Origin of the sequence: Paludibaculum fermentans (assembly GCF_015277775.1) — a bacterium.
Taxonomy (GTDB): Bacteria; Acidobacteriota; Terriglobia; order Bryobacterales; family Bryobacteraceae; genus Paludibaculum; species Paludibaculum fermentans.
On sequence record NZ_CP063849.1, the window covers coordinates 2,970,494 to 2,981,936 of the forward strand.

Below are 11,443 nucleotides of genomic sequence, written 5' to 3' on the forward strand. Positions count from 1 at the left end.
ACCGCCGTATTGGGCAGAGGCCGCACCTGTGTTGGAAGACGGGTTACGCGGCGCCGATCTGGGGCAGCGAGGCGGCCGCGGCGGCCTGGCCCACGCGCCGGCTGGCTTCATCGGGGAGGCGGACGTCGATGCTGAGATGCGGGAACTCCCGCGCCAGCACCTCGTTCGCGACCTGGAGGATGATGTCGCCACCCTCGCCCGTGGTGACGCGGCCCATGACCAGCACGGTGCCGATGTCGTAGTAGTTGGCGTAGTGGGCCAACGCGTAGCCGAAGTAGGCGCCCACGGTCTGGTAGATCTTGGGCGGACGCGGATCGCCCTTCTTCATGAGGGCCTGGACATGCTCCAACCGCTCCGGCACGCCCATATCGGCGGGGACGTCGATGCCGGCCGGACCGAGGAGGCGGTTCACAGCCTGCTGGGAAAGGTATTGCACGCCACAGCCGCGATCGCCGGACCATTCGTCGGCCGGCGCCAGCGGATTCATATCCACGGGCACGAACGCGAGTTCGTCGAGCCACGTGGTGATGTTGCCGGTGCCGTCGACATAGCCGGCCGCCAGGCTGCTGCCGAAGGCCACGCCGAGCACTCGATTGCGGTTGAGCGACATTGACCCGGCCAGGGCAGAGACGGATCCGTCGTTGGCCACGACCACGGGGATGCCGCCAAACTCCTTCTTAATGCGGTGGTACAGCGGCACAATGTCGCTCTGGAACTTGTCGCGCGGCACGCCGCGGAACAGGGAGGCGACACGGGCTTCGTTGTCGACGTAGACGCCGGCGGAACTCACGCCGATGGCATCGACGCGTGGCAAGGTGGCCGCCGCGGCGCGCAAAGCATGGAGGATGTGTTCGTAGTGGTAGGCCGGATCGCTCTGCGGCTTGGGGTCCCACTTGAACTCGGAGGCAAAGGTCTTCTGGCCGTCCATCTCGGCGTACGCCTTAATGTCGGAGGCGCCCTTGTCGATGGCTACGCGGCAGCCGCCTTGGTGGCGGCCGAGAGGCAGCGTGACATGCGAGGCCTTGGGGAACGCGCTGCCGGAGGCATGCAGGATTTCAAAAGGCTTGCCGTAGATGAGCGGCCCCATGATGTCGACATCAAACAGCCGGTTGGGCGAGTAGCGGTAGATGTAATCGCGCAGCAGCCCTACGAGCAATTCCGGCGCATCGAGGTGGATGCGGCAGCCGCCCACGGCCCAAAGCAGGAACTTCAATTCCCGCTCCAGGAAGCGCAGGTTTACGGCGGTGGCGGCGCTGCTGGTATCGCGGTCGATGGCACGCTCGAAGACATAGGTAGAGCCGTTGCCCTGTTCGACGGCGATGCGGATGGGCAGGGACTGGCCGGCGATGCGGTTCGCAAAGGCGCGCCAAGCCAGGGCGGCCGGACGGAATTCCGCATCCAGAACCGGTTTCACTTCCGGAACGATGAGTTCCATTCACTCCTCCAAACTATTGAGCAGGTATGTAGGCGCCGTCCTCGAAGACTACGCCGGGGCAGTGCGTTGGAGCTTCGTCCAGACGGATGCCCAATCGATCGAGCGCGGGCCGGAGGAACGCCGCCGCATTGGTGGTGACGGCGCGCTCGACTGTGTCGCGCGGGATGCCCCAGCCGAGGGCAAGGTTCATGCACTCAATCAGAGAGGTGCAGGAACCACTGAGATCGTAGGAGCGGACGCGGCCCGCTTCGTCCCGCCGCACTTCGAACGTGCGGCCCCAGAATTCCGCCGTCGAGGGCACGGGCGAGCCGATGAGGGGGCTTTCATCGGCCACGAAGATGACCTTGTCGGGTCCCTTGGCCTGGCTCATCAACTGGACGGCGTACTCCGGCACATGGATGGCGTCGGGGATGATCATGGACCAGGCGCGGCGGTCTGTAAACTGGGCGACTATGCGCAGATCCTTGGCGCCGAACTTGTCGCGGGTGGCGGCGTTCAGCACGTGCGTAAAGCCGGTGGCGCCGGCCGCGAGCCCGGCCTGAATGTGTTCGACACCCGGATTCTGGTGGCCCAGGCTCACGCTGACGCCGTGATCGGCCAGATAGCGGATGACTTCGGGCGCGCCGGGGCGCTCCGAGGCCATGGTGAGCCAGCCGATGAAGCCGCCGGACCACTCGAGGAGCTTGGCGGCAAACTCTACCGTCGGGTCCTGGCGCAGCGCCAGATTGTGAGCGCCCATACACTCCGGCGCAAGGAACGGCCCTTCCAGGTGAGGCGGCAGGATCCCCTGACCCCATTCGAAATCACGCGCCGCGCGCAGCACCGGCAAGTTGGTCTGGTACGCTTCAGCGCTCGCGGTCACCAGGGTGGGACAGACGTAGCCGTAGCCCAGGCTGTAGTAGTATTCCGCGACTGTCTTGACTTGTTCGAGTGTCAGGCCGGGTGTGTCGAAAGCCACAAATCCAGACCAGACACCGTTGTGGAAAATCGGCCCCCCGTTCACTTGCAGGGACGCGGGGTAGCAGCGAGCATTCACAGATCCATTTCTCCCTTGGGTTGACCCCAAATTCCACGATACACCCCGGTACGAGCACACCACAATCACTGTTTCGGCCGTGCGCGCCGCAGGGAACTCCATCGTGCGGAAGCAGGCCAGGACGCGAAGCTGCCGGACGCGTCCAGGGAGTGGCAATTCCCAGGGCAACTACCGGAGAATGTCCGTATGGAAGAGTGGCCCGACCGCCGTCTCTTGGATCTGCTGGGGATCCAGACTCCGATCATCCAGGCACCCATGGCCGGTTCGGACTCGGTCGCGCTGGCCCGGGCCGTTGCCTCGGCTGGAGGGCTGGGTTCGCTGGCCTGCGCGCTGCTGAGCCCGGACGAGGCACTCGAAGGCGTAGGCGCGTTTCGCGTGGGGCTGGCGCGCCCGATCAACCTGAACTTCTTCTGCCACCGGATGGAGGCTCCGGATGCAGCGGCGATGGAGCGCTGGAAGGAGTTCCTGAGGCCGCACTATGAGCGATTGGGATTGGATATCGAGAAGGTTGCACCGGCCAAGCTGCGCATGCCGTTTGATGCGGAGTACTGCGAGGTGGTCGAGGAGGCCGCACCCGAGATCGTGAGCTTTCACTTCGGGCTGCCGGAACCGGGACTGGTGGACCGGCTGAAACGGCGCGGGATCAGGATCCTGTCGACTGCGACGAGCGTCGCGGAAGCTCGATGGCTGGCGGATCGCGGCTGCGACGCGATAATCGCGCAAGGGGCCGAGGCAGGCGGCCATCGCGGCATGTTCCTGGAGACAAACACGGCGACGCAGGCGGGACTGTTTGCCTTGCTCCCGCAGGTGGTGGATGCGGTGCCGGTGCCAGTGATCGCCGCCGGCGGTATTGCCGACGGGCGCGGAGTGGCTGCGGCCTTGGCCCTTGGAGCGGCAGGCGTACAAGTGGGCACCGCCTATCTGCTGTGCCCCGAAGCGAAGGTTTCGCCGTTGCACCGCCGCGCCATTGAGCAACTGGCCGATAACGGAACGGCATTGACGAATCTGTTCAGCGGCCGGCCGGCGCGGGGCATAGTCAACCGGTATCTGCGGGAGTCCGGGCCCATGAATGACGCGGCCGCAGCGTTCCCCTATGCGGCCAGCTATGTTGCTCCGCTGCGGGCGGCATCCGAGAAAGCCGGATCGCTGGATTACCTGCAGATGTGGTCCGGGCAGGCGGGCGGGCTGGCCAAGGCGATGGGGGCGGAGGAGTTTACGCGGAAGTTGGCGGCCGAGGCGCTGCGACGCCTGCAGGAGTTAGGGCGAAAGCAAGGCGGCGGCTGAGGATTGGCCCGCGAACCATCGCTGAATTTGCCAGGCACTCGGGCCGGCCGAAGTTGCATTGGCGCATCGGAAGAGCGGCCTGTATGGTGCCCTGTGCGGCTGGAATGTCGTGCTATGCTTCCGGGATGCTCGATGCCGCCTCGCTGGGAAATCCGGGTTCGCCCAGGCACTCGGCCTTCGTACGCGTGACGCACTGGATCACCGTCCTTTCCTTCGCCGCCCTGCTTGTCAGTGGAGTGGAGATCCTGATCTCGCACCCTCGTTTCTACTGGGGCGAGACCGGGAACGCGCTGACACCGCCGCTGTTCCGGATTCCCATTCCGGCCTCGAGGGGCACGGTGCCCACCGGCTACGGATACGTCCTGCCCGACCAGAACGGCTGGAGCCGGTATCTCCACTTTCAGTCGGCCTGGGCGGTGGTCCTGACCGGCCTTGGCTACCTCCTGTATGGGTTGTGGACGAGACACTTCCGGAAGAACCTGTTGCCTGCCGCGGAGGACCGCTCGTTGCGGGCTTACGTAGACATCATCGCCATGCACTTGCGGCGAGGGCCGGCCGCGGAGGACGACGGACGCTCGTATAACGTGCTGCAGCGGACCGCCTATCTTAGTGTCATCTTCGTCCTGTTCCCGCTGGTGATCTGGACCGGGCTGGCGATGTCGCCGGCCTTCAATTCCGCCGTGCCCGCCACCGTCAACCTGCTGGGCGGGCGGCAATCCGCGCGCACATTGCATTTCTTCGTCTCGGTGTTGCTGTTGACCTTTCTGCTAGTCCATGTAGCGATGGTGGCCCTGACCGGATTCCGCAGCCGGATGGGGGCGATGATTACCGGTTCCGTGCCAAAGGAGCAGGCATGAGTAGACTCTCACGACGAAAGCTCTTCACCGCCGGCCTTTCCACAGCCGCGGGCCTCGGCGGCCTGGCGGCGGCGGCCAGGATTGCCGATCGCTATGGACTGGTGCCCCCGGACAGCGGCGGCTTGTATGGTCCTGGAGCGACGCTGACGTATGCCGCGCAACGGCTGCTGACCACAAGCTCATTGGCGCGCGAGTTCCCGCGCAGCCTGATTTCGAAGGAGCCTTTTCCGAACCCGGTTGCCCCGCTGGGTAAGGAATTCGCCCGACTGCAAGCCGGCGGCTTCGCGGATTGGCTGCTGGTGCTGGATGGAATGATCGCCCGGCCCATTTCCTTTTCGCTGTCCGACCTCAAGCACCTGCCGGTCCGGCGCCAGATTACGGAAGTGGCGTGCGAGGAGGGCTGGTCGTATATCGCCGAGTGGGTCGGAACGCCCCTGGTGGAGGTGCTGAACGCCGCCGGGGTCCTGCCACAAGCGCGCTATGTGGTCTATTACAGCTTCGACGGCGAGTGGTGGGACAGCCTCGATATGGCGGACGCCTTGCATCCACAGACGCTGCTGACCTGGGCCATGAACGACGGGGCCCTGCCGGTGTCGTTCGGGGGGCCATTGCGCATGCGCGTGCCGCGCCAACTGGGCTACAAGAGCGTGAAGTTCATTCACAGGATGACGGTCACAGATTCCCTGAAGGGATTCGGCAAGGGGTTGGGATCTGCCTCGCCGGAGGCCGGCTATTCCTGGTACGCCGGGATCTAGGAACGCTGCTCGATTCGGCACCGGGGCCGCGGATCAAAGGCCAAAGCAGAGGATGTTCGGACCTGCGGCCACGGCCACATACTGCTTGCCCCCCACGGTGAAGGTCATCGGTGAGGCTTTCATGCGGACGTTGGTGGGGAAGTTCCAAAGCGTGTTGCCATTGCGTTGATCCACGGCCGCGAAGCCGCCGTTGGGCCGGCCATAGAAGAGCAGGCCTCCGGCGGTGGCGAGGACTCCGGTCCAGGTCTTGGCGCGGGCGGCTCCCGGTTGCGGCAGCTCCCAGACGATGGCGCCGGTCTCGATGTTGAGCGCGCGCAGGTAGCGCTGGCCGGTCTGGTCCGGATAGCCGGTGGGCTTGCCGGTGCACTCCTCCAGCGCGATGAGGTAGTACAGGCCGGTGAGCGGGGAGAAGGCGGTGGAGTCCCAGTTGGCGGCATCGCTGGGGCAGCCGCGCGGATCCACTACGACGGGCCGGCCCTGGGCATCGATGGAGGAGGCCCAGTCCACGCGGCGCAGGAAGGGCTTGGCCAGGAGGACCTTGCCGTTGGTGCGGTCCAGGACATAGAAGAAGCCGTTGCGGTCCGCATGGAGCAGCAGCTTCGAGGGCTTGCCCTGGTAGACGGTATCGACCAGGACATTGGGCTCAGTTGCGTCGCGATCCTTCACGTCGTGGGGGGTGAACTGGTAGTGCCATTTCAGCGCGCCGGTGGTTGCGTCGAGGGCGAGGACGCAGTTGGTGTAGAGGTTATCACCGGGGCGGTCGCGATCGTCGCCGTCGGGCCAGGGATTGCCGGTGGCCCAGTAGAGGGTGTCTGAGGCCTTGTCGTAGGATCCGGTGAGCCAGGTGGAGCCGCCGCCGTAGAGGGGTTCTTTTCCCTGCCAGGTTTCGATGCCGGGCTCGCCCCGGCGGGGAATGGTCCAGTGGCGCCAGACGAGCGCTCCGGTATCGGGCCGGAAGGCGGCGACGAAGCCGCGGATGCCTTCGTCACCTCCGGCTACGCCAGCGATCACGGTGCCGTTGACGATGAGGGGCACGATGGTGCCGCCGTAGTGGTGTTTCTCGTCCGAAGCAGGCGCCATGGGGCTGTCCCAGAGAAGCTGGCCGGTGGCGCGGTCGAGCGCGAGGAGGTGGGCGTTGTCGGTGACGAAGAAGAGACGGCCCTCCAGCAGGGCGACTCCGCGGTTGGTGCCGAGACGGGCATCGCCGACCATGCCGGGGCTCAGCGGCCGGGAGTAGCTCCAGAGAGGATTGCCGGTGAGCGCGTCGAGGGCGTAGACCTGATTGGGGCCGGTAACGTAGAGGACGCCGTCGGCGGCAAGGGGCGTCACTTCCAGCCCGAAGTACTGGAGGGGGAAGACCCACTTCAGTTTGAGCGACTGCACGTTGGCCGTGGTGATCTGTTTGAGAGGGCTGTAGCGGTTGGCCGAATCGTCTCCGTTGTAGCTACGCCAGTCGCCGGGCTGGGGCGGGCCCCAGGTTGTCTTACGGGCCGCATCGGCGGCCGGAGCGGGCGGCACGATGGTTTCCACATTGAGGCGGAGCAGATGGCGGGCCAGGGCCTGGAGGTCGGCCGGCGACAGGTCAGCGAAAGAGGGCATGCCGGCGCTGAGGTTGCCCCGTTGCAGGTAAGCGCGGAGTTGCTCGGCGGACTGGACGGCGATGCGCGGGTTCATGGCGAGTCCGGGGCCCTTGGCTGTGCCCCGGCCGTCGCCGCCGTGGCAGCCGGCGCAGTGAGTGGCGAAGGGCTGCTGCGCGAGCATCGGCTGGGGGGCCAGGCACAGGAACAGCAGGAGCAGGCCCGGGCTTCCGAGGACGCGGATGGGGGGTGGGATCGGGATCAGCACGGGTGAGTAACAATATCACCGTGGCGGCCGGGCAGCAAGTTTCCGCGATAACGCTACAGGGTCCAGGGCGCCCGATGCGGGCGGTCGAGCATGGCGTTGGCGCCGGGGTCGTCCAGGATCTGCTCCGTGCGCGGGTTCCAGAGGAGGCTGCGTCCGGTGCGGAGAGCGATGTTGCCCAGGTGGGCGATGGTGACGGAGCGGTGCGCGACCTCGATGGGGGCGGCGGTGGGTTTGCGGCTGAGGACGCAGTCGATGAAGTTGCGGTTGTGGTTGCGGCTCTCGTAGAGGTGCAACTCGCGCTCACCGATCGTTGAGTTGTAGATCTCCGGCGTGCTGGCCTGGTGCTTGCCGCGATCCCCCCAGACCCAACCGTCCGTGCCTTCAAAGGTGATGCCGCGCTTCTCCTTGTCGGAGACGATGAGCTTCACACCGTTCTCGTAGACGGCTTCGAAGTAGAACTCAGTGGCGGTGTTGTAGACCGGATGCTGCGCGAAGACGGCGCGCGGGTTGCGGATGGCGATGGGGCCGCTGTAGTCCATGCCCAAGCCCCACTGGGCGATGTCGATGTGGTGGGCGCCCCAGTCTGTGAGTTGGCCGCCGGAGTAATCGAAGTTCCAGCGGAAGTTGACGCCGACGCGCGCGGGGCAGTAGGGGGCGGCCGGCGCGGCTCCGAGCCAGAAGGGGAAGTCGAAGCCTTCGGGTACGGGGCCGGTGGCGGTCTGGCTGGCGACCTTGCCGAAGTCGGGCGTTCCGCCGGGCAGTCCGACGCGCACGGTGTGCACCTTGCCGATGCGCCCGTTGCGGACGAGTTCGCAGGCGCGGCGGAAGCTGGGGTCGGAGCGCTGCTGGCTGCCGGTCTGCCAGCCGACGCCGGCTTTCTGAACTTCATCGGACATGAGCCGGCCCTCGTGGATTGTGAGGGAGAGCGGTTTCTGGCAGAAGATCTGTTTGCCGGCGCGGGCGGCGTCGATGGCGATGCGGGCGTGCCAGTGGTCGGGGACGGAGATGCAGACGGCGTCGATATCGGCGCGGCGCAGCACCTCGCGGTAGTCGGTGAACGTGGCGCAGCCCTTCCGGCCGGACTTCTCCTCCACCAACCGCTGAGCGGGCGCCCAGCCGCGCACGGAGCCGTCCCAGTAGCCGGGTCCTTCCTTGTTCACATCGCAGACGGCGACGATCTGGACGCGCTCGTCTTTCAGGAACTCCTCGAGCATGCCGTAGCCGTTGTTGCCGGTACCGATGACGGCGAGGGTGATCCTGTTGGACGGTGAGGCTTGGCCGAAGACGGCGGCGGGCACGATGGCTGGGGCGAGGGCAGCGCCCAGAGATTTCAGAGCGTTGCGGCGGGTGGGGTGGTCCATGGTTCTCGTGCCTCTCGTTTGTGTGCGGTACGGCTTGCGGAGTGATTGTATCGTGCGGGGGTGGGCTTTGGCGGACTTGCGGCGGGTAGGGTCCGCGTTGTCTTCCGTTTCTAGGCTGGTCGGGAGGTTCGCGAGCAGGAGTGGCGCGGCTGGGGAATGTGTTGCTCTGCGGGTTCGGCACAGCCAGGCTGAAGACGAGTTCTCCATTGCTGAGTATGCTGGACCGGGGGGGTGGCTCGAATCGGCTAAGGGCGTTAATGGGTGTTTGGGTTCGAATGGACGGGTGGGTTGGGGCGGTGGCTTCCTTTCGTTTTGAAGAGATGAAGATGGCCGGCCAGGGGGCCGGCTGCCGACGAGGGCGTCCGCCCTCCCAGCGATGGCTTCGGGGTGGCTGGTGGCTTTGATTTGTCGGGTTGCGGAACCGGGGGGCTCCGGGCGGCTCTGGGGGCACCCTTTGCTTGTGCTTTCGGGACTCAGGACAGGTGGGGCTGGGGGAGCGGGCACGCTATCCATCGTCGGGTGTGCTGGACCGGGCTGGTTGGCGGGGCCGGCTGGCATCGGGCGAAGGGCGCTAATGGGTGTTTGGGTTCGAATGGCCGGGTGGGTTGGGGCGGCGGCTTCCTTTCGTTTTGATGTGAGAAGAGAGCCGGCCAGGGGGCCGGCTGCCGACGAGGGCGTCCGCCCTCCCAGCGATGGCTTCGGGGTGGCTGGTGGCTTTGATTCGTCGAGTTGCGGAACGGGGGGCTCCGAGTGGCTTGGGGGGCTCCCGTCGCTGCGGCTTCCGGGACTGAGTGCGCGTGGGGGTGGAGGAGCGGGCACACGGAGGGCGCGGTGGTTGCTGGCTTCGGCTCCCCTGAGAGGGGCTTACAGGTGAGATTGTCAAAGAACGAGGCCGGATGGGGTCCGGCTGGGGGTGCTAACAGCGGAAGTGATTGTCAGCGGCTTCGTTTCGTCCAGTCGCGGTGACGTTGCCGGGATGGGCTGCTCAGAGGCCTGAGAACTTGTAGTTCAGGTTGGGTAGCCCGTCTTCGCACATCGGGTTGGTTTCGGTTCGCGGAATGCGGAGCGACTGGAGGTCGGCGATCAGGTCCTGGTTGTCGGGGTGGTTCGTTTCGATGCCGGTGGTGAGGTGTTCGAGGGCGCGGCGGGGCCGGCCATAGCCTTCGTAGAAGAAGAGCTCGTCGGTGTTGCTGGTCAGACGGGTGACTTCGGCTAAGGGAACGTTTTCGCGGACGGCTTTGACGACGTCGGGGTGCTGCTGGGCGAGGGCGGCTCGTTCTGTTTGGAGTTTGCTGAGCTCCTTGATGGCGCGATAGAGGCCGCGTTCGAGGTCGCGGCGGTAGCGGGCGTAGCGTTCGAGCTGGCCGTCGTGGGTGTTGGTTTCGGCGAGTGGGTCCGTTTCGGCGAGGATCAAACACTCGAAGGATTCGATGCGGCGCATGTTCCAGGTGTGGGTGAGGATGCGGTGGAAGATCTCCTCCTCGATGCAGTTCGCAGGCCGGGTGTCGAGGCGGAGGGAGGCTTCGAGCGCGGTGAAGGCGGCGCGGTCTTCGGGCGTGATAGTGAGGTGCTTGGCCGTGAAGCCGTGGCTGCGGGCGTTCTGGGATGAGCGGGCTTTGCCCTCGATGGTGACGGGTCCGGTGGACTTCCTGGCGTTGGCCTGGTGGGCGTTGATCTGGGCTGCGGTAGCCATGATGAGAATCTCCTTGTAAATAAAAATGGCCGGCGTGGGTGCCGGCGCGATTCCAGGGTAAGGGGGGTGTCAAGGGGAAAAGGGCTGCTTTGGGGAGGGTCGCGTTGAAAATAAACGGAAAAAAGAGTTTCGGATGCGGTGATAAAGGAAACCTCATTGTGGGAATTGGGGGAGAAGTGGGGTTGAGACGAGTGGCTTGGCGCCGATGAGGGCTTTCGCGGGAAGATCGGGACGAGCCTTCGCGGAGCGCTTCTGGGCGTTTCGAGGGGGAATGTCCGGTGTGCGCGCGCCGCTGAGCACGGCTGGTGCGATCACTGGAAAGTCGGGGACAGGTGCACCCGTCCCAACGGGGTCTTCCCTCTGCTGATTGGAGACTGCCTTGTCCTGTTTGTGGGATATGGCACAGAGTTGGAATTTTCGGGCGGTCTGGGGCCGCCTTGCTGGGCTCGGTGTCTGGCGGAAAGGCCGAGCGGCAGCGGGGATCCGGCGCCTTTCGGACAGTTCCCGGGTGATTTGCCCCGATTGGGGCTCGGATTTTGGTGATTCGCGGTGGGACGTGTCAGGCTGTCGCCATTCGTCTGTCGCCATTCGTCGCCTTTCTGTCGCCATTCTGAAAGACCGGCTGCGGGCGGGGCTCAACGTGACGGTGGCCGAGGTGCAGGATCAGAACCGGCTGAACCGGTCGGTGGTGACGGTGTCGGGGTCGCGCGCTAATGCGATGAAGGTGCTGGACTCGGCGGAGCGGGCGGCGGCGGCGTTTCTGGGGCCGAATCTGGTTAGCAGTTGTATTGAGTGGGTGGAGTGAGGGGTTCGTCCCGATAGATGTCCATTGGAGCTCCTTGTCCGTTGAGAATGTAGTTGATTGCTTGGGTGAGGGCGTAGGGTGATCTCAGGGGCCGGATGTGGCCGTAGTCGGCCCAGATGCGGTCCTCCGCGTCGGCTAGATTCGCGGCTTTGAGGGCCATCGTGCAGGCGAGTTTGAGATCGCCCATTGATTGTTCCGGGGTTGATGGTGTGTCCAGAATGATGTGGAGATGGGTGGTGCGGATGTGGGCAGCCAGGAGTTCGTAGTTCGTTGCCGCGCTTGTCTTCCGGATGGTCTCCAGGATTAGCTCACGGTGCGGCTTCTCCAAGAGGAAGGGACGGGATTTGGCTTGCCGCTGCCTCCATCGCACCA

10 protein-coding genes are annotated in these 11,443 nt (G+C 65.4%); 4 read left to right on the forward strand and 6 right to left on the reverse strand.

Annotated elements, in window-relative coordinates:
* Window positions 1–43: 43 nt before the first annotated feature.
* Both IRI77_RS11635 and IRI77_RS11640 read right to left on the reverse strand, forming a co-directional pair.
* Window positions 44–1,435 (reverse strand): ROK family protein, encoded by a 1,392-nt coding sequence (locus tag IRI77_RS11635; RefSeq protein WP_194452226.1) that lies wholly within the window; start codon window positions 1,433–1,435, stop codon window positions 44–46.
* Window positions 1,436–1,448: 13 nt separating this feature from the next.
* Window positions 1,449–2,471: a hypothetical protein gene (locus IRI77_RS11640; protein WP_194452227.1), complete on the reverse strand. Its 1,023-nt coding sequence runs from the start codon at window positions 2,469–2,471 to the stop codon at window positions 1,449–1,451.
* Between the two features lie 186 nt (window positions 2,472–2,657).
* Between IRI77_RS11640 and IRI77_RS11645 the strand changes: the two genes are divergently transcribed.
* The 3 genes from IRI77_RS11645 to IRI77_RS11655 all read left to right on the forward strand — a co-directional run bounded on the left by IRI77_RS11645 (window position 2,658) and on the right by IRI77_RS11655 (window position 5,367).
* A complete protein-coding gene (locus IRI77_RS11645) occupies window positions 2,658–3,755 on the forward strand; it encodes an NAD(P)H-dependent flavin oxidoreductase (protein WP_194452228.1) in 1,098 nt (365 codons plus the stop codon).
* A gap of 104 nt (window positions 3,756–3,859) precedes the next feature.
* Entirely contained in the window at window positions 3,860–4,612 is a 753-nt protein-coding gene (locus IRI77_RS11650) for a cytochrome b/b6 domain-containing protein (RefSeq protein ID WP_228486694.1), read from the forward strand.
* On the forward strand, window positions 4,609–5,367 hold the full coding sequence (locus IRI77_RS11655; protein WP_194452229.1) for a molybdopterin-dependent oxidoreductase: 759 nt from the start codon (window positions 4,609–4,611) through the stop codon (window positions 5,365–5,367). Before IRI77_RS11650 ends, IRI77_RS11655 begins: the two co-directional genes overlap by 4 nt.
* 33 nt (window positions 5,368–5,400) lie before the next feature.
* On the opposite strand, the gene IRI77_RS11660 is transcribed toward IRI77_RS11655, so the two are convergent.
* The 3 genes from IRI77_RS11660 to IRI77_RS11670 form a co-directional block, all read right to left on the reverse strand.
* The gene (locus IRI77_RS11660; RefSeq protein WP_228486695.1) at window positions 5,401–7,212 is read right to left on the reverse strand and encodes an outer membrane protein assembly factor BamB family protein; all 1,812 of its coding nucleotides are present in this window, start codon (window positions 7,210–7,212) and stop codon (window positions 5,401–5,403) included.
* A 53-nt stretch (window positions 7,213–7,265) separates the two neighbouring features.
* Entirely contained in the window at window positions 7,266–8,573 is a 1,308-nt protein-coding gene (locus IRI77_RS11665; RefSeq protein WP_194452230.1) for a Gfo/Idh/MocA family protein, read from the reverse strand.
* Window positions 8,574–9,558: 985 nt separating this feature from the next.
* Complete coding sequence (locus IRI77_RS11670) at window positions 9,559–10,266, reverse strand: hypothetical protein (RefSeq protein WP_194452231.1); 708 nt, start codon at window positions 10,264–10,266, stop codon at window positions 9,559–9,561.
* Window positions 10,267–10,822: 556 nt separating this feature from the next.
* On the opposite strand from IRI77_RS11670, the gene IRI77_RS37995 reads away from it, so the two are divergent.
* Window positions 10,823–11,071 carry a DUF503 family protein gene (locus IRI77_RS37995; RefSeq protein WP_228486696.1) on the forward strand — a complete coding sequence of 83 codons (249 nt, stop codon included), beginning with the start codon at window positions 10,823–10,825 and terminating at the stop codon, window positions 11,069–11,071.
* Here IRI77_RS37995 and IRI77_RS11680 read toward each other — a convergent pair.
* Window positions 11,043–11,441 (reverse strand): transposase, encoded by a 399-nt coding sequence (locus tag IRI77_RS11680; RefSeq protein ID WP_194452232.1) that lies wholly within the window; start codon window positions 11,439–11,441, stop codon window positions 11,043–11,045. The genes IRI77_RS37995 and IRI77_RS11680 overlap by 29 nt on opposite strands.
* Window positions 11,442–11,443 lie beyond the last annotated feature (2 nt).